This is a genomic window from Henriciella litoralis (assembly GCF_002088935.1).
Lineage (GTDB): Bacteria > Pseudomonadota > Alphaproteobacteria > Caulobacterales > Hyphomonadaceae > Henriciella > Henriciella litoralis.
Genome location: NZ_NCSS01000006.1, coordinates 503,900 through 522,616, shown reverse-complemented (window position 1 = coordinate 522,616; position 18,717 = coordinate 503,900). Strand labels below are relative to the sequence as shown.

At 58.2% G+C, this 18,717-nt stretch carries 14 protein-coding genes; 7 read left to right on the top strand and 7 right to left on the bottom strand.

The annotated features are described in order from the left end of the window. Positions 1–275: 275 nt before the first annotated feature. Entirely contained in the window at positions 276–1,856 is a 1,581-nt protein-coding gene (locus B8783_RS06170) for a PAS domain-containing sensor histidine kinase (RefSeq protein ID WP_169711714.1), read from the top strand. A gap of 10 nt (positions 1,857–1,866) precedes the next feature. Here B8783_RS06170 and rlmJ read toward each other — a convergent pair whose 3' ends face one another. From rlmJ to B8783_RS06155, 3 genes are all read right to left on the bottom strand, one after another. Then, positions 1,867–2,649, bottom strand: a complete 783-nt coding sequence (gene rlmJ, locus B8783_RS06165) for a 23S rRNA (adenine(2030)-N(6))-methyltransferase RlmJ (RefSeq protein WP_084419155.1) — start codon at positions 2,647–2,649, stop codon at positions 1,867–1,869. Positions 2,650–2,652: 3 nt separating this feature from the next. Further along, a complete protein-coding gene (locus tag B8783_RS06160; RefSeq protein WP_084419154.1) occupies positions 2,653–4,440 on the bottom strand; it encodes a M28 family metallopeptidase in 1,788 nt (595 codons plus the stop codon). 95 nt (positions 4,441–4,535) lie between these two features. Further along, positions 4,536–5,432 (bottom strand): pirin family protein, encoded by an 897-nt coding sequence (locus B8783_RS06155; RefSeq protein WP_084419152.1) that lies wholly within the window; start codon positions 5,430–5,432, stop codon positions 4,536–4,538. 46 nt (positions 5,433–5,478) lie between these two features. Here B8783_RS06155 and B8783_RS06150 point away from each other — a divergent pair, with 46 nt between their 5' ends. The 3 genes from B8783_RS06150 (at position 5,479) to B8783_RS06140 (ending at position 8,151) form a co-directional block, all read left to right on the top strand. Beyond that, the gene (locus B8783_RS06150; RefSeq protein WP_233355692.1) at positions 5,479–6,066 is read left to right on the top strand and encodes a uracil-DNA glycosylase family protein; all 588 of its coding nucleotides are present in this window, start codon (positions 5,479–5,481) and stop codon (positions 6,064–6,066) included. An 86-nt stretch (positions 6,067–6,152) separates the two neighbouring features. After that, positions 6,153–7,049 (top strand): alpha/beta fold hydrolase, encoded by an 897-nt coding sequence (locus B8783_RS06145; RefSeq protein ID WP_169711713.1) that lies wholly within the window; start codon positions 6,153–6,155, stop codon positions 7,047–7,049. Between the two features lie 64 nt (positions 7,050–7,113). After that, positions 7,114–8,151 carry a Glu/Leu/Phe/Val family dehydrogenase gene (locus B8783_RS06140; RefSeq protein ID WP_139792265.1) on the top strand — a complete coding sequence of 346 codons (1,038 nt, stop codon included), beginning with the start codon at positions 7,114–7,116 and terminating at the stop codon, positions 8,149–8,151. Positions 8,152–8,184: 33 nt separating this feature from the next. Here B8783_RS06140 and B8783_RS06135 read toward each other — a convergent pair whose 3' ends face one another. Beyond that, on the bottom strand, positions 8,185–10,794 hold the full coding sequence (locus tag B8783_RS06135) for an Rne/Rng family ribonuclease (protein WP_084419147.1): 2,610 nt from the start codon (positions 10,792–10,794) through the stop codon (positions 8,185–8,187). A gap of 398 nt (positions 10,795–11,192) precedes the next feature. On the opposite strand from B8783_RS06135, the gene B8783_RS06130 reads away from it, so the two are divergent. The 3 genes from B8783_RS06130 to prfB all read left to right on the top strand — a co-directional run bounded on the left by B8783_RS06130 (position 11,193) and on the right by prfB (position 16,234). Then, a complete protein-coding gene (locus B8783_RS06130) occupies positions 11,193–12,389 on the top strand; it encodes an N-acetylmuramoyl-L-alanine amidase family protein (RefSeq protein WP_169711712.1) in 1,197 nt (398 codons plus the stop codon). Between the two features lie 100 nt (positions 12,390–12,489). Continuing rightward, positions 12,490–15,060, top strand: coding sequence for a penicillin-binding protein 1A (locus tag B8783_RS06125; protein ID WP_084419143.1), 2,571 nt, complete (start codon positions 12,490–12,492; stop codon positions 15,058–15,060). 60 nt (positions 15,061–15,120) lie between these two features. Further along, a protein-coding gene (gene prfB / locus B8783_RS06120; RefSeq protein ID WP_139792264.1) for a peptide chain release factor 2 occupies positions 15,121–16,234 on the top strand; the annotation gives its coding sequence in 2 pieces (ribosomal slippage) (positions 15,121–15,189 and positions 15,191–16,234; 1,113 coding nt in all). Positions 16,235–16,295: 61 nt separating this feature from the next. On the opposite strand, the gene B8783_RS06115 is transcribed toward prfB, so the two are convergent. From B8783_RS06115 to B8783_RS06105, 3 genes are all read right to left on the bottom strand, one after another. Next, positions 16,296–16,730: a bactofilin family protein gene (locus B8783_RS06115; protein WP_233355691.1), complete on the bottom strand. Its 435-nt coding sequence runs from the start codon at positions 16,728–16,730 to the stop codon at positions 16,296–16,298. 88 nt (positions 16,731–16,818) lie between these two features. Then, positions 16,819–18,036 carry a M23 family metallopeptidase gene (locus B8783_RS06110; RefSeq protein ID WP_084419139.1) on the bottom strand — a complete coding sequence of 406 codons (1,218 nt, stop codon included), beginning with the start codon at positions 18,034–18,036 and terminating at the stop codon, positions 16,819–16,821. Between the two features lie 196 nt (positions 18,037–18,232). After that, positions 18,233–18,691 (bottom strand): peroxiredoxin, encoded by a 459-nt coding sequence (locus B8783_RS06105; RefSeq protein ID WP_084419137.1) that lies wholly within the window; start codon positions 18,689–18,691, stop codon positions 18,233–18,235. Positions 18,692–18,717: the final 26 nt, after the last annotated feature.

The following is an 18,717-nucleotide window of genomic DNA, read 5'->3' as shown; positions in this document are numbered from 1 at the left end:
ACTCCCCCTCAATTAATCGCAACATCTTGTTTCGCCTTGCCTGCCGCCTGCAAGTTTCTTGCCGCCGGATCAAACAATTGCGAGCAATTTACTGTCCAGTTTCGGCATGGGTTAACCATTGTCGGATATGCAATTTCTAAATGAGCATGCACCGCGACCCTTCTTCGAGTGTTTCTGCGCTTTTCGGGCGTTTGCCCAAACCCATGGATAGCCTGCAGCAACACGTGTATCGGGAGCAACAACTGCTGGTTGTAAAGCAGCAGTTGGCGATGGGGTTGATCAATCTTTTTAATGGATTGCTGGTCGCTGTTGGCGGTGCCTCAAATGTGCCGACGTCCAATGCGGCGATCTGGTACGCACCAATTTTCTTCATGGGTATCGTTCAGATCACCTCCTGGTGGCGGTTTCGCAATGCGCCGCCGCCGGCAAAGGTAACGGGGTCGTATCTGAGGAAAGCGGAAATCGCTGCTCTGGCAACAGGGGTTTGCTGGGGCTCGGCATCGATATTTCTTGTTGGAGATGGCGAAGTCTCGCATCTCCTGTTCGTGTGGATGATGCAGGCCGGCATGGCCGCTGGACTCACCAGCTTGCTGACGCCTGTGCCGCGCATCACAGCAAGATTTGCTGTCGCCTGTCTCGTCCCGGTGACATTCGCCAATTTTCTTCGAGGCGGAGACTATGGGCTGACGATCGCCATGCTCGGCATCGTATTCCTCGCCGCTCTGATACACGGAAGTATCAATAGCTATGGTCAGCTGAAGTCGATTGTGGCGACCGGTCATGAAAGCCGCTCTTCGAGAGAACGGCTCGCCGATGCCATCGAATCCTCGAACGATGCCTTCGCGTTCTTTGATAGCGACAACAAGCTTCTACTGGCCAATGCCCGCCATCGTGACTGGTTCGGAAATAAAACACCCCATTTTACGACGGGCGAAGAAAGTGTGCCGGTTCTTCTCGAGAATGGCCGCTGGCTGATGCGCTCTAGCCGGGATACCGGTAAGGGCGGCGCCGTGGTTGTGCACACAGACATCAGCGCGCTGAAAACGCGCGAGCGAGAGCTGATTGAGGCGCAGCGGGAAGCCGTTGAAGCCGACGCTGCCAAGAGCCGCTTCCTGTCCACGATGAGCCATGAATTGCGCACGCCGATGAACATCATTCTCGGCTTCTCAAAGCTCATGACGGGCGACTCGAAGATCAAGCTGTCGAACGAAGAGATACGCGAATACGCGGATAATATTCACACCAGCGGGACGCATCTTCTAAAGCTGATCAATGACATCATTGATTACTCGAAAGTCGGTCTGAACCGTGTGACCATCAATCCGGTGGACCTGGAAACTGAAACGCTTTTGACCGAAGCGATTACGCTGGCGGCCGGGTTTGAGAACCAGATGAGCCTTGAGTCTTTTGACGTCCAGATTTCGTCCAAGGTTTCGCAGCTGTATGTTGATGAAACGGCCACAAAACGCATTCTGATCAATCTCATCACGAATGCGATCCGCTTCAACAAGCCAGATACCAAGGTCGTCATTCGCGCTGGCCTCGATACCGAAGGCAAGCCGTTCATCGCGATTCGTGACTTTGGCGAAGGCATTCCCGAGCACAAGCTCGAAGCCGTGTTTGAAGCCTTCTATCAGGGCGATGCGGGCCTTGACCGCAACCATGGTGGCACGGGACTTGGTCTTACGCTTTGTCGTCATCTCGCGCGCATGCTGTCAGGCGATGTGATCCTGAAATCGCGCGTGGGCGTCGGCACGACAGCGATCCTTTCCTTGCCGAGATCCTGCCTGCGGTCCGGGGATCTGCCTGACCAGCAAAACAAGATCGAGAAGTCTGACAATCAGCGGGTCGCCTGACGCATCAGCGTTAGCCCCATAGGGCATCGAGCTCTTCAGCCATGGCATAAGCCGGTCGGGCCATGGCGGGCGTTGTGCGTAGTCCGATCATGGCCGAGCCTTCCAGCGCAGTATCCTTGCCACTTTGCTCATCCCAGCGCGTGCCGGCCACGAAGCCAAAGTCGAGACTGGAGATGAACTGGCCGAACTCAAGCTCACGCTCGTCCTTGAAGAGTGGCAGCCAGACCAGAAACACGGCTTTGGGCCAGCGCTTCATGGCGCGCGGTAGCCAATCGGCCAGCTGCTCCATATCACGCTCAGTCTCATAGCTTGGATCGAGGAAGACCAACAGGCGTTCGCCGCGGCGCGGCTGTAGCTTCAGGGCACCGGTATATCCGTCTTCCTTCAGGGCACGCGCGCGATCGTCATTTCCGAGGCTGGACTTCAGTTTCTCGAACTCGGCTGGATGGCGTTCGAAAAAGATCATCCGGTCTTTCTCGCCCAAGCAGTGACGCGCAATGGAAGGGGAGCCGGGATAGGCGGACGGCGTGCATTGCTCGACGAAGGACAACCAGTCAGCGAGGGCAGGGGCGCTTTCGGGCGTCTTCAAAAGGCGCAGAACGCCTTCGTCAGCCTCCTTGGTCTTGCGGGCCAGTGGATCATTCAGATCATAAATACCGGCAGCCGAATGGGTCTCCATATAGAGCCAGTCATGCTGCGCCTGGCGCGCAATCTGGAGCACGGAAAACAGGACCGCGTGCTTGAACACGTCGGCCCTGTTACCGGCATGATATCCGTGTTGATAGGAAAGCAAGGTCTATTCGCCGCCCGTGCCGAGCGACTCCTGGCGGGTGGCCTCGAACTCGTTGCCTTCATACCAGGTTGGCCACTCGTCGGAATCGATGATGTCGAGGCCGACCTGGTAGAGCACGTTGATATCTTCAGCCATGCCTGAGAGGTCCCAGCTCTCTGAATACTCATCCATTGGCTTGTGGTAGCGCTTCACCGTATAGGCCTCACCTGCGGCAAGACCGGCTGCTTCGCCGCCATCAATCTTGTCGACGCCGCCATCTGCGTAGAGCATCGGCACACCTTTTTTGGCGAAGGAGATGTGGTCTGAGCGGTAGAAGTAGCCAGCTTCCGGTTTCTGGTCTGGTTTGACCGTGCGGTCTTGTGCGTCGAGCTTGGCGGTCAGGATATCCTCAAGCTCCGAGGCGCCGTAGCCGACGACGACCATGTCCTTGGTGCGGCCAACTGGAAGCATGCCGTCCATGTTCACACCCGCGACGATCTCATTGAGTGGCACAGTCGGGTTCTCGGCGTAGTAGGCAGAGCCCAGCAAGCCGGATTCCTCAAGCGTGACGGAGACAAAGAGGCCTGAGCGCGGATGCTCGTTCTGGGCCATGGCTTCTGCAACCTCGAGAAGGGCCGCGACGCCTGTCGCATTATCGACGGCGCCGTTGAAGATGTCATCCTGATAGAAGTCCTCGCCCGGTGCGCCCGTCTTTTCGCCGGTTTTCTTGCCGAGATGGTCCCAGTGCGCAGTGTAGAGCATATACTCGTCCGGCGCGGTTTTTCCTGGCAGGACGCCGATCACGTTGCGGGAGTCCATGCGCGACACGGTCTGCACGATATCGCCGGACACTGTCAGATCACCCATATCGACCGATGTGAAGCCCGGCTCTTTGGCGGCGGCTTTCAATTCGTCGAAGTCGAGGCCGGCCTCGTTAAACAGGGTGCGAGCGATGTCTTCTGTGACCCAGCTTTCGAAAACGGTACGGCTTGCGCCGCCATCGCTGCGCACGAGATCAGCCTGCGCGCCGGACCATGAGTTGGCGACGACGTCCCAGCCATAGGAGGCGGGGGCGGTTTCGTGGACGATGATTGCGCCGGTTGCGCCCTGACGGGCAGCTTCTTCAAACTTGTAGGTCCAGCGGCCGTAATAGGTCATCGCCTTGCCCTTGAAGAGGTCATCGGTGCCGCGCGCGAAGCCAGGATCGTTGACCAGCATGACGACTGTCTTGCCCTCGACATCGAGGCCTTCATAGTCATTCCAGTCATATTCTGGTGCGACAACGCCATAGCCGACGAAGACAAGTTCGGAATCATCGAATTCGAGCTCAAGCTCTTCCTGGCGCTTGGTCCAGAGGACGGCGTCTTCCTTGAGCGTCATTTCCATGGGCTCGCCGGATGCGCCGCCATTGAATGTCAGGCTGGACTGGCTCTCTTCGAGGCTTTGCTCAACCATGCCGACGGTCTGGAACCAGGTGCCATTGTCACCGCCCGGTTCAAGTCCGACCCGTTCCATTTCCTTGGCGATCCAGTCAGCGGCTTTCTCGCCAGTTTCGCTGCCCGGACCGCGGCCTTCGAATGTGTCGTCGGCCAATGTCTTGATGCGCACGGCAAGGTCTTCGGCGGTGATGTCAGGCGAGGTGGCGTCAGGAAGTGGAAGCAGCAGGTCAGCGTCGGCAGTTTGAGATGTGGTCTCTTCTGTCTCAACGACGATCTCTTCAGCCTGTTCGGCCGGTTCCTTGGCGGTATCGTTTGCATTGGAACATGCGGCGAGCGCGATGAGGGAAATGGCGGGCCAGACTGCGAGCTTCATTTGACGACTCCTGTGAAACATTTGGCGTTGTTCTGACACAGGGGCGTCGGTGCCACAAGAAACCGAATGCGCGCATACTCATTGCGCCGTCAGGCTTATGGTAGCGGAATATGCTCTGTCTCTCCCTCTGGAAGGGTGAAACGTGTGCCTTTCCAGGAGGCTGCGGCTGAGGCCGTCCAGTCCCTTCGGGCCTCATCGATCAGCGATTTTTGGCTGGCGACGAAATTCCAGTCGATCTTCCGCTCCGAATCCATTTTCTGGCCGCCAGCCAGCATAAGATGGCTGCCTTCGGCGAGATTCAGCGTTGCCGTCTTGCCGGGCGTGAGGACTGCCATGGTGCCAGCCTGAACGGATTGACCGTCGATCATGACGTCGCCTTCGGCCACGTAAACGGCGCGCTCTTCGGCGGCGTCTGCGGGAATATCAAACCTGGCGCCATCTGCTGCGGTCACGCCGAGATACCAGATGCCCCATGGAAACTCGACCGGTGAGGTGTGGCCCCAGGCGTGCCCGGCCAGCAGGCGAGCGGTCGCCCCGCCAAGATCAAATACGGGGAGCGTCGATGCGGGATGATGCGTGAAGGAAGGCGGGCACTCCTCATGCGTCTCAGGCAGAGCCACCCATGTCTGAATGCCGTGTAGCCGCATGCCTGCTGCGCGCATGTCGGGCGGCGTGCGTTCGGAGTGAACAATACCGCGCCCGGCAACCATCCAGTTTACCGCGCCGGGCTCGATCACGATGTCGGAGCCGACCGTATCGCGATGGGCAATGGCGCCATCAAAGAGATAGGTGACGGTTGCCAATCCGATATGCGGATGTGGACGAACATCGAACCCACTGCCGGGCGGGTAATCGACCGGGCCGAAATGATCGAAGAAGATAAAGGGCCCCACCATACGGCGCTTATGAAAGGGGAGGATGCGACGGACCTTGAAACCGCCGCCGAGATCATGGCCGCGCGCGTCGATGAGTTGTTCGATGGATGCTGACATGAGCCTCTCGCTTGTAAGTGCCGCCGGGACAGACAAATTATAGATCGTGACGACTGAACTTAATTCATATGTGGACGAACTTAGAGTCTGCCAACTTTGCGCGGGCAAGATGCAGCGTGTCCCGAACCCGATCGTCCGGGCGAGCTCTGAAGCGCGGATTCTGATTGCCAGCCAGGCGCCCGGAAATCTGGCGGACCGGTCCAGCAAACCGTTTGATGACCCGTCTGGCGTTCGTCTGAGGAGCTGGATGGGCGTCAATGAAGATGAGTTTTACGACGAGGCGCGCGTGGCCATCGCGCCCATGGGCTTCTGCTTTCCGGGCTATGATGCAAATGGCGGTGATTTGCCGCCAATGAAGGTTTGCGCACCGACATGGCGGGCCGGATTGCTGGAGAAGATGCCGCAGATCAAGCTGGTTCTGGCGATCGGCGGCTATGCCCAGAAGTGGCATCTGGGGACGGCTGCGGCTCGCACGCTCACGGCGACGGTGCAGGACTGGCGAACACATCTGGCGCACGGCATCTTGCCAACACCGCACCCCAGCTGGCGCAATAATGGCTGGCTGAAGAAAAACCCGTGGTTTGAGCAATCAGTGTTGCCGGAGCTTCAGTCGCGCGTGAGAGATTTACTTTGAGGCGCCTCATACTGGCCTTAAGTTTAGTGCTGGTCGCCTGTGCGACGCCGCGCGTGCTGAAACCCATGGATATAGAAAGTCCGCCCATGCCTTCCTTCAATGTTCCTGACGAGACATTCGTCAGTTTCGATGGTGCCGAACTCGGCCTGACCGTCTGGGAAGGGCAGGGGGAGCCCAAACCGAAACATGTCATCCTCGGCGTTCACGGCATGAATGATTATGCCAACGCGTTTCATCTTGCCGCGCCCTGGTTCGCAGAGCGCGGGGTAACGACTTACGCGTATGACCAACGCGGCTTCGGGCGATCTGCTGGACGCGGTATCTGGCCGGACGAGACGCTGCTTCAACAGGATATGCGTACGGCTATAAAGATTGCGCGCGAACGCCACCCCGATGCAACGATAACGCTTGTTGGCATCTCAATGGGGGGATCTGTTGCGATGACGCTGTTTGGATCGGACGACCCGCCGCTGGGCGTTGACCGGCTTGTCCTGTCAGGCCCGGGCCTACGCGGATGGGGGGCGTTGAACTGGCTCTATCGTGGCGCGCTATGGCTTTCGACACATACGCGGCCTGGCTGGGTCGTCGTGCCACCCCGCGGCGTCAAGATTGAGCCGACGGACAATCTTGACGTTCAGCGGCAGTATTCCCGCGATCCGCTGACGCTCAGCGATAACCGGATCGATCAGGTTTATGGCGTCGTTGATTTGATGGAAAACGCGCATCTTGCGACCAAAAAGCTATCGAGCCAGACGCCTACGATGCTCACCTATGGGGCAAAGGATATCGTCGTTCCGAAGGCTGCGGTGAAACGGACGATGCGCATTCTGCCAAAGCATGTGCGCACGGCCTATTACCCAAAAGGGTATCATATGCTGTTGCGAGACCTTCAGGCAGAAACAGTTTACGCCGATATGTGGGCTTTCATGCAAGATCCTGCCTCGCCATTCCCGTCCGGCGTCGATCCTGTCCCGCGCAGGTGAGAGAACGGGTTGACCGTGCCCTCAGGGGCGCTAAGGCCGAGACTTCGAGCTTCAGGAGATTTGTATGTTCGACCATCCTTCCTTTGACGGTCACCAGGGCGTTCACATGTTCCACGACGCCGAGAGCGGTCTGCGCGCGATTATCGCTGTGCATTCTACAGCGCTTGGCCCGGCGGCGGGCGGATGCCGCATGTGGAACTATGAGACCGGCGAGCAGGCGCTGAGAGATGCGCTGCGCCTGTCCAAGGGCATGAGCTTCAAGAATGCGATGGCGGGCCTGCCACTTGGTGGCGGCAAGGGCGTGATCTGGGGCAACTCGAAAGCCGACAAATCCGAGAAACTGTTTGAAGCGTTTGGCCGCGCCGTTGAGTCGTTGAATGGCGCCTACTACACCGCTGAAGATGTCGGCATAAACACGTCGGACATGGAAATCGTCGCCACGCAGACGAAATATGTGGCAGGCCTCGATAGCGGCGATGCCGCCAGCGGCGACCCGTCACCGATCACGGCGCTTGGGGTCTATCGCGGCATCAAGGCGAGTGCGGCGCGTGTTTTCGGCACGGATGATCTGTCTGACCGGTCGATTGCGGTGCAAGGCGTTGGTCATGTCGGCGGCTATCTCTGTGATCACCTCGCCAAGGATGGCGCGCGCATCATTGCCACCGATATCGATGAGGCGGCTCTCAACGAGGTCTGCAAGCGGATCGGCGCGACGGCGGTAAAGACGGACGAGATCTATGATCAGCACGTCGATATCTTTTCGCCCAATGCGCTTGGTGCGATCATCAATCCTGAAACGCTGCCACGCCTTAAGGCTCGCATCATTGCGGGCGGCGCGAACAATCAGCTGTCGATCCCTGAAATGGATGCGGCCGTGCGCGAGAAGGGCATTCTTTATGCCCCAGATTACGTCATCAATGGCGGCGGTATCATCAATGTGGCAGCCGAGATTTCCGGCCAGTATTCGCGCGACTGGGTGATGGGCAAGCTGGACGTGCTGATTTCCACGCTTGGCGAAGTTCTGGATCAGGCCTTGAGCACAGATGCGCCGACCAATCAGGTCGCCGAACAGATGGCGCGGGCGCGCATCGCTGCGGCCTGACGCCTATCTGTTTTGGATGAGGAAGGGCGGGGTCTAGCGACCCCGCGACCACCAACCACGCTTCTTCGGCTTGTCCGCAGGCTTTTCTGCATCATCGGAGACAAGGACCGGCTCGCTTGCGACCGGTTTGTCTGCGTTGAACACGGCCGCAGTCTTTGGCTCTGCCTCTGGCTCAGCCGGGGCAGCTTCTGGTTCAGCGGCAGGCTTAGCTGCTTCTGCTTCAGGGCTTTTGGCTTCAGCAGTTTCAGTTTTAGCGGTTTCGGCCTCAACTGGCTTTGGCTTGGACGTGCGCCGTCTGCTGCGCGGCTTCTTGGCTGGAGCCTCTTCGGCCGTTGGCGTTTCAGCGACTGGGTCTGCTTCGACGACGGCAGGCACTTCTTTGGCCTGGTCGTCATTGGTTGCCGCGTCGTCTGATTTTGCCGTCTCAGCATCAGCCTCGGTTTTATTCTCAGACCGGTTGTCGGTCTTTGGCGTCCGCGAGCGCGATCTCGACCGTCTGCGGCGGCTGGACTTTGGCTTGTCTTCGCTCGGCGTATCGGAGCCATCGGACGATCCGTCTGAACCGGTCTCGGCATTGTCAGCTTTTTCAGCTTCCAGAGCGACGGTTTTGGCTAGTTGCGGCTGCGGTGACGTTGAACGGTTCATCGCGTCCGGATCGGGCAGGGCAGGAGGCTCGTCGTCCAGCAGGGCCGGAGCGCTGATCGACAGTCCATCCAGAAGCGCGCCGCCATCGGCTGGCACAATCGGGGCAGATTCGCGCCGTCTGCGACGTCCACCACGACGGCCGCGGCGACGGCGCTTCTTGGAGGAAGACGATGATTTTTCTTCTGCGTGCGAATTTGGCGTATCTGCGTCGTCGTCATCGGTGTCGGAAGACCCGGACGTGTCGGTGTCGATCGTTTCGTCTTCGTCCTCATCGGCGTCATCTGCCTCATTCGGCAAACGATCATCATCTTCGTCGCCAGCAATATGTTTGCTGCGGTCGGAGGATTTTGAGCGGCGGGATTTGTAGTTCGGGTCTTTCTCGGCCTCGATCTTGAAGTCGCCTGGCAGCAATTCATCCGAGGAGCGAACCGAGATTGCAAAACCGGCGACGTCTTCGATGTCTGTGACCGCTTCGCGCTTATTGTTGAGCAGGTAGAGCGCAACGTCTGTCGGCGCGTGAACGGTGATTGAGGCGAGGCCACCACCAGCCGCGCGCGCTTCAAGAGCGCGCAGCAATTGAAGGGCAGCCGATGGTACAGAGCGGCGACGCCCGGTGCCACTACAGACTTCGCATGGATCAGATGTTGCCTGAAGGACGCCGGCGCGGCGACGCTGGCGCGAAATTTCCATCAGACCGAACTGGGAAATCTTGCCCATCTGAACACGCGCACGGTCAAATTTGAGGCAGTCTTTCAGCTTCTTTTCGACGGCGCGATTGTTCTTGTTCTCCTCCATATCGATGAAATCGATAACGATGAGGCCGGCAAGATCGCGCAGGCGCATCTGGCGGCAGGCTTCTTCAGCCGCTTCCAGGTTTGTGCGCAGGGCTGTTTGTTCGATATTGCGCTCTTTGGTCGATTTACCGGAGTTCACGTCAACTGCGACGAGCGCTTCTGTCTGGTTGATGACGAGATACCCGCCGGACTTCATCTGCACGACCGGTGAGAAGATCGAATCGAGCTGTTCCTCAACACCTTCGGAGACGAAGAGGGGGGCGGTGGACTTCCACTGCTTCACCTTCCGCGCCTGGGTCGGCATGATCATCTTGGAGAGGTCCTTGGCTTCGCGATACGCGCTTGGGCCCTGGATCACGACTTCCTCGATGTCCTTGTCGAACATGTCCCGCATGGCGCGGTGGACCAGGCCACCTTCTTCATGGATCACGCACGGGGCGATGGATTCCATGGTCTTGTTGCGGATGTTGTCCCACAATTTCTGCAGGTATTCATAGTCACGTCGGATGTCTGTCTTGGTGCGCTTGGCGCCAGCTGTGCGGACGATGAGGCCCATGCCGGTTGGCACGTCGAGCGCGGACATGATGTCCTTGAGGCGCTTACGGTCGCTGCTGGAGGAAATCTTGCGGGAAATGCCGCCGCCGCGCGGGGTGTTCGGCATCAGGACGCTGTAACGGCCGGCAAGCGACAGGAAGGTTGTGAGAGCTGCGCCTTTATTGCCGCGCTCTTCCTTGACGACCTGAACCAGCATCACCTGACGACGTCTGATGACTTCCTGGATCTTGTAGCGCTTGGAGTTGTTCTGTGGCTTTGGCTTGGCGGCAGCTGCCTCGGCGGCTGCTTCGTCTTCATCGCTGTCGCCCTGATCTGCGTCTGCCTCTGCGGCGTCGAGATCATCGTCAGCAGCTTCAGCGGCGGCGCGGGCAGTCTCCTGCAGGAGCGCCTCGCGGTCGGCCTGTGGAAGCTGATAGTAGTCGGGGTGGATCTCGCTAAAGGCGAGGAAGCCATGGCGGTTGCCGCCATATTCCACGAAGCAGGCCTGGAGCGAAGGCTCGACCCGCGTGACTTTTGCTAGATAGATGTTGCCGCGAAGCTGTTCTTTACCGGCAGTTTCGAAATCGAAATCATCGACACGCCCATCCGAAACGAGCGCCACCCGGGTTTCTTCCGGGTGGACCGCGTCGATTAGCATCAGTTTGCTCATAGTTTATCGCCTTGTAGGCTGGCGGCGCGGTTCCGGGGGTTTTGATCCGGAAGCTGCGGCAAACGCCAGATGTGTTTTGCTGGAAAACCCCGAGCCCGTGCATCCGCGCGCCTGTTGGCGCAATTCGGGACGATGCATGTTGGGTCAAAGGGTACATTCTTGTCTTATCCGTGTCCGTTCCGGCGGCATGCGAGTTATCAAAGCCCGGTCATGCGCCTGTCGGAAATTGGCTAGCCCTCAATACGAGAGTGTTGAGAGCATGCCCAAAGCCGACACCGAAGGGAAGCGGAAAATCACACAAGAGCGAAAATCGCAGGCGCGGGCGGCTCGGTAAATATTGGATTAATCTTCTCTGTGCGATGAATGGACAATACCGAGACGACCTTAACGGATTCAGAATGATTCGAATTTTCGCTCCCCTTGCTTTCCTTATGATGGCGCTGGCTCTGACGAGACCGGCGGCCGCGACGGAAATCACGGAGATCCGTGTCGTTGGCGGTGGTGAATACACCCAGATTGCTCTTGCCGCTGATGGGCCGATTGAGCATGAGGCCTTCTTTATCTCCGACGAGAATGGGCGAACGGTTGATCTGGCCTTGCCCAACGCCTTTGTTGGCGCGGATGCCGATACGCCGCTGCCAACAGGTGCGGTAGACGCCTATGAGATCACGGACGGCGAAATCCTGTTCCGTCTGTCCCAGCCCATGATGGTCTCTCGGGCCTTGCCAATTGGGCCGACGACGAGTGATCCACGCCACCGGCTCGTGGTTGATCTGGTTCGTGTGGCGCCAGTGCGTTTTGATCGCGCGGCAGAAGATGATGTCGCGCGCCGTCTGGAATTTCTATCGGATGCGGCCCCGCCATCTGCGGCGCGGGACCTCGACGCGGAGTCACCCAAGGCGGCTGGCAATGACCAATATGTCGTGGTGATCGATCCCGGCCACGGTGGTCATGACCCCGGTGCATCGAGCCGCAACAAGACGCGTGAGAAAGATATCGTTCTCAAAACATCGCTTTTGCTGAAACAAGAGCTGGAGAGGGAAGGGCGCTATAAGGTCTTTCTGACGCGCGAAGATGACACGTACATCGATCACGAAGATCGGGTGACCATGGCGCGCAACTGGGGCGCTGACCTGTTCATTTCGGTTCACGCCGATGCGGCCGGTAACAGCTCTGTTTCCGGCGCAACGGTCTATACCCTGTCTGCGCGCGGGGAGCGCCGCGTTGAGGGCACGGCCCGGACCAATGGATGGGACCTGCCAATCGAGGATGGGACCACGCAGGAAGTGTCTGGCATTCTGGCGGACCTGATCAAACGCGAGACGAAGTCCAATTCCTCTATCTTCGCCGAACTGCTGATCCCCGAGCTGGCGAAAGCTGGACCGATTGTTCGCAACAGCCACAGGCAGGAGAACTTCTTTGTTCTGCTTGCGCCGGACGTGCCGGCAGCGCTTGTCGAGATCGGTTTTCTGACAAACACGTCGGATGTGCAGCGCCTGTCTTCGGAAGACGGACGGCTCAAGACAGCGAGCGCCATTGCGCGAGGTATCGACGCGTATTTCGCCCGCCGCGACGTTTTCTTTGCAGCAAATTAGGCCATTTTGGCTTTCGCCTGACCCGTGAGCGCCTTACTCTGGACATGGAATTCTGCGAGAGACGCTCGCAAGTGATTTACGGTGTCAGACAGGACCTTCAATGAGCGAACAGCCCGCCCGAAAACGTTTTTTGAGCTGGAAACTGCTCCGGCGCGTTGCCTTGGTATTGTTTGCGCTGGCAGCGATTTGTTTTATTGCGCTTTTTCTTTGGGTCGCGGCGATTTCACGAGACCTGCCATCGCATAAGCGGCTGGCGAATTATGAGCCGCCGATCACATCGCGCGTTCACGCAGGCGATGGGACCCTGATCGCTGAGTTCGCCGATGAACACCGCGTTTTCGTGCCTATCGAATCAATTCCCGATCATGTGGTTCAGGCCTTTGTGGCCGCCGAGGACAAGAAGTTCTTCAAACATGGCGGGCTTGATTTCGTCGGCATCATGCGCGGCGCTATCAATTCAGCGAAAACGAAACTGTCTGGCAGCGGGGGCAATCTTCAGGGCGGCTCGACCATCACGCAGCAGGTCGCGAAGAACATGCTTCTGACGCGGGACCAACGTATTGAGCGTAAGGTGAAGGAAGCCATCATTGCGCGGCGAATGGAGAAAGCCTTCACGAAGGACCAGATCCTGGAGCTTTATCTCAACGAGATTTATCTCGGCGTGCGCGCTTATGGCGTTGGCTCTGCGGCTTTGACCTATTTCAATAAATCCCTGCCTGAACTTGATCTGTCCGAAGCTGCGATCCTCGCCGCGCTGGCGCAGCGGCCTTCAACCGTCAATCCATACCGCAGGCCGGAGCGGCTTCTCGCCCGCCGGGACTATGTGCTCAACCGGATGGTCGAGGACGGCTATATTACGAAAGAAGAGGCCGAGGCTGCGCAAGCTGAGCCGCTCAAGGTCACCGAGCGTTTGCGTGGGCCGGAATACGCCGCTGCGACTTACTTCGTCCAGGAACTGCGCCGCCAGCTGATTGATCAGTATGGTGAAGAGGCGCTGGAGCAGGGCGGTCTTTCGATCCGCACGACCATCGACACCAAGCTTCAGCTTGCCGCGCAGGACGCGCTACAGACGGGGCTTGAGACATATGACCGTCGCCACAGCTATAGAGGCCCATTCGCTGAGATCGATGCCGGCGGAAACGTGCCTGAGCAAATGGAAGCCCTGACCCTGCCGCCGGGCTATGGCGACTGGGAGGCCGGCATGGTGTCTGAGGTCAGCGAGACCGGGGCTACGCTGGTGCTGGAAGACGGCAAAGAAACTACTATCCCGAAAGAGGACGTCTCCTGGGCATCGAGATGGGAGCGTGAAGACGGTCGCAAGGGGCTCGCCAAAGGCGATGTCGTGTTGTTGGAAGTCGTGCGGACCGAAGAGCTGCGCCCTGGCGCCGAGGCGCCGGAAGAGGGCGCCTATCGCAAAGAAGAAGACTGGATTTCAGTGCCGGCAAAGATAGCCAAGCTGCGCCAGGTGCCCGAAGTTGAAGGGGCGATCATCGCGCTCGACCCACACACGGGGCGCGTGCTGGCGATGGTTGGCGGCTACTCCTTCTTCAAAAGCCCGTTCAACCGCGTCACCCAAGGCATGCGTCAGCCCGGTTCATCGTTCAAGCCTTTCGTTTACGGCGCCGCGCTTGAGAATGGCTACACACCGTCCACCCGCATTCTGGATGCGCCGTTCGTCTACTATGATGAAGAGATCAACCAGACCTGGAAGCCTCAGAACTATTCTGCTGGCCGCAGCTATGGCGAAGTTACCATGCGCACAGCGCTTGAGCGGTCTTTCAACCAGGTGACCGCCCGCGTTGCCGTTGATATCGGCATGCCGGCTGTGGCTGAGTTTGCTGAGCGGTTTGGTCTTTACGACAAGCTTGATCCCTATCCGGCCATGTCGCTCGGCTCGGGTGAAACGACCCCGTGGAGGATGGCACGTGGGTACGCCGCGTTTGTGAATGGCGGCAAGGAAGTCACGCCGACGCTGCTCGACCGTGTGCAGGATCGCCGCGGCGATACGCTCTACAAGCACGATATGCGCGCCTGCGAAGGCTGTAGCGCCGAAAGTTGGGATGGTGGAGAACCGCCTGAACTGGCCGATGATCGTGAGCAGTTGGTCGATCCAATTATTGCCTATCAGGTCGTGCACATGCTTGAGGGCGTTGTTGAACGCGGCACGGCGCGCCGTGCGGCGCGATTGGGTAAGCCGCTGGCCGGCAAGACTGGCACGACGAACGACTATTTTGACGCCTTGTTCTATGGCTTCTCACCGGACCTGGTCGTCGGTATCTGGGTCGGCTTCGATCAGCCAAAAACGCTTGGCAATGGCGAAGCTGGCGGCTCTGTCGCCGCACCGATCTTTGTCGACTTCATGGAGACAGCTCTGGAAGACGCACCGGCAATGCCATTCCGCATTCCGCCGGGTGTACGGCTGGTTTCCGTCGATCACGATACGGGCGGCCTACCGACATCCGGTTCAGGCGAGATTATCGTTGAAGCGTTCCGTCCAGGCACTGAGCCGGGCGCCGTATTTGATGATACAACTGGATTTTCGATCTCCGGCAATCAGGGCGCCAGCTCGCCGCGCGGAGATATCGCAGATCCGGATGCCGAGGGATTTGATAATTTCGGCGGCAATGACAAGGAAGACGTTGCTGATGAAAGTCTCGGCGGCATTTATTGACGCGCCCAGCGGATTTGTGCATCGCAACGGCTAAATCTCTACAGACTGTGAAACGAATATATGTCCACGGAAATCATCAACCTCGTTGAGGAAATCAAGCAGTCGTCGGAACTGCTGAGGAGGCGTCTTTGACTGGGACGTCGCTGAAAAAAGACTGGATGAGCTGAACGCTCTTTCCGAGCAACCCGAGTTCTGGAACGACCCTGAGCAGGCCCGAAAGCTGATGGCGGAACGCCAGCAGCTGGAAACCGGCATCCAGACCGTCAAGGACCTTGAGCGCGAGGCACGTGACGGCCTCGAACTCGTCGAACTCTCCGAGGGCGACGAGGATATGCTCAACGAGGTCGCCGCCTCTCTTAAGCGCGTGCGTGAGCGGGCCGCGAAAGCAGAGCTTCAGGCGCTGCTCTCCGGCGAGGCGGATGCCAATGACTGTTACATGCAGATCAATGCAGGGGCAGGGGGCACGGAAAGCCAGGACTGGGCGGCGATGCTGCGCCGCATGTATGTCCGCTGGGCTGAGCAGAGCGGCTACAAGGTTGAAGAAGTCGATGCGCATGATGGCGAGGAAGCCGGCATCAAGTCTGCGACCATGCTGATCTCAGGGCACAATGCGTATGGCTGGCTGAAATCAGAGTCCGGCGTGCACCGTCTCGTGCGGATTTCTCCTTACGACTCTTCGGCGCGGCGGCACACATCCTTTGCGTCGTGCACGGTTTCGCCGGTCATCGACGATTCCATCGAGGTGGAGATTGATCCGTCTGATGTTCGTACCGATACGTATCGATCGTCCGGGGCAGGTGGGCAGCACGTCAACAAAACGGATTCGGCTGTGCGGCTGACGCATGAACCCACTGGCATTGTCGTGGCCTGTCAGGCAGGTCGCTCGCAGCACCAGAACCGGGCGAAAGCCTGGGAAATGTTGCGGTCGAAGCTTTATGAGCTGGAGCTTCAGAAACGGCGTGAGGCCGTTCAGGACAGTCACGATTCAAAGTCTGACATTGGTTGGGGCCACCAGATCCGGTCCTACGTCCTGCAGCCCTATCAGATGGTCAAGGATGTTCGCACCGGACATGAAACGTCTGATACGGCCGGTGTGCTGGATGGCGATATTGATGCGTTTCTGAGCGCCGCTCTGGCCCATGCCGTTGGCGTGGACGAAGAAGAAACCGCATAAAGAAAAACCGTCATTTCCGGCCTGGAAATGACGGTTCTGGAACTTTGATTGACCGGATGGATCAGGAAGCGGTGTGTCCGGTTGAGAAGGACCGGTTGCCGGAAGCGATAGACGTAGGCTGTCCGGACGATTTCGATCCGTTTTCTGATGAGGCGCTGCGTGCCGGTTTCGGCGCAGACTTCCTCAGTGGGTCCTGATCGTGTTTGACCTGACCTTCGAAAATCGCGTTTGGCTGAATGCTGAGGGAGCTGTGAAGAATATCACCGTCTACCTTGGCGCCGGTTTCAAGCTCAACCCGAACCGCCCGGATCGAGCCGCGGATCTCGCCTTTTACCTTTACAGCTTCGCCTTTGACTTCGCCGACGATCTTGCCTTCTGGCCCAATCGTGATGTCGGAACCGCTGACATCGCCTTCGACTGTGCCGTCGATGTGAAGGGCCCCTTCAGCAATGATGGAGCCTTTGATGACCATGTCGTTACAGATAATAGAGGCCACGCCGACACTCCCACGGGTTGATTGTTTGCTTGAGGAACTACGCGCTGGTTCAGGTGCCGGGGTATGGCTGGACCTGGAACCGTTATCCTTATTCTTCGTGAACATGTTTACCCGCCTTGAGAAACTCTACTGGGTCATAGGGTTTATTGTTGAACCACACCTCATAGTGAAGATGCGGCCCGGTGCTGCGACCGGTAGAGCCCATGGCACCTATGACATCACCAATGGCAACCTTCTCGCCCTTTTTGACATCGATCCGCTTCAAGTGACCGTAACGTGACTTGAAGCCGTGACCGTGATCGATCTCGATCACCTTGCCGTACCCAGACTTGCTGCCAGCGAAGCTGACGGTGCCAGGGCCTGTCGATGTGATCGGCGCATTCCAGTAAGCGCCGACATCAATGCCATTGTGCCAGCCAGGACGCTTGTTGAAGGGATCAACGCGCAGGCCGTAATTCGACGTCATGCGATAGGGCACACCCACGGGCTGAGCCAGAGGGAGCGTGGAGACGACATCCTCATAATAGCGTGCTTCTTCCATGCGGGCCGCCACTTGTGCGACGCGCTGGGCAAAGGCGGCTTCTTCCGGGGTGCCGAATTCGCCGCTTGTCAGGCTCGCAAACTCGATCAGCGGTCCGCCCATTTCCTCTGTGTTCGCGATGCGGTTCGCGCCCACAGCCGTCAGACGTAGAACGCCGCGGGCTGCTTCAGAGCGCTCCACGGCGATTTCTTCCATCTCATCGAGCAGTTTTTGCTGATCTTGCTGTATTTCTGCGATCTGACCGCGAAGACCGACATTTGACGCGCTGGCTTGTTGAATGTCTGCGCTCGGGCGGGACTGGCGACGATCGGCTTCATCAATTGATGCGTTGACGAGCAAGGGCGCGTCATTGCCTCTGAGGGCAGCTGTTTCCAGCTCGCCGCCATTCTTGAGCGTCTCAAGCATGACTTCGAGTGTGCGGTGACGACGTTCAAAGTCGACAGTGGCTTCCTGGAAGGCTTCCGTGCGCTCGACCAACTGGGAGCGCGAAAGGGCGTCACGAGCCCGAAGCTCCTGCACCCAGCGTTCGTACTTGTCGATTTCGTTCTGGCCATTCGCCGCAAGGCCACTGTTCGGTATGAAAACCAGAGCGGCTGTTGCGTAGAGGGACCAGCCGACAGCTGCTGCGACAGCTGCAGAGAGCACGGCTTGTTGGGACGGGGAAATCGTGAAGTAGCGAACGGTGCCGCCACTACGGTGGTAAATCTGGCGCTCTGGAAAGAGGCGACTGAAAAGTTCTCGAACCTTCATCGTCTTTTTCTTCATCTACACGCCTGCCTCTCCAATTTACGCTACACCAGCCACACGTTGCACGTGGAGCCTAACTCCCTAGCGTCAGGTGTAACCCAATTCGCGTTTAGACGAAAAGGGTTAAATCCCATTCCTGTCGTGTTTTGTGCACCAATGTTCAATAAAGGAGCACGCTTGCGATACCGATCTGGTCAATGAAGCCGCAGCAAATTTAAAGTAGTGAAAGAACTGCTTCGACATGGCCTTTGACCCGGACCTTGCGCCACGTTTCAATAATCGTGCCATCAGCGCCGATCAGGAAGGTCGACCGTTCGATGCCCATGAACTTGCGCCCATACATTGATTTCTCGACCCAGACGCCGAACGCCTCGCACGCGCTTCCGTCTTCGTCACTGGCCAATGGAACGGTGAGGCCCTGTTTTTCTATGAATTTTTCGTGGGACGCAAGACTGTCACGCGAGATGCCAACAATGTCATAGCCGGCCTTTTCGAACGCCTCCTGGTGCTCGGAAAAGGCTTTGGCTTCCGTGGTGCAGCCGGGCGTATTGTCCTTCGGGTAAAAGAAAACGACCTGTCCGCGACCATTCTGAGAGGGGATGCTGATGTCACCATCTGAACCAGGAAGTTTCAAAGTGGGAGCAGGATCTCCTGCAGTCACAACTGCTGCCATAACGCTGTTTGTCCTATTTCTGCTTT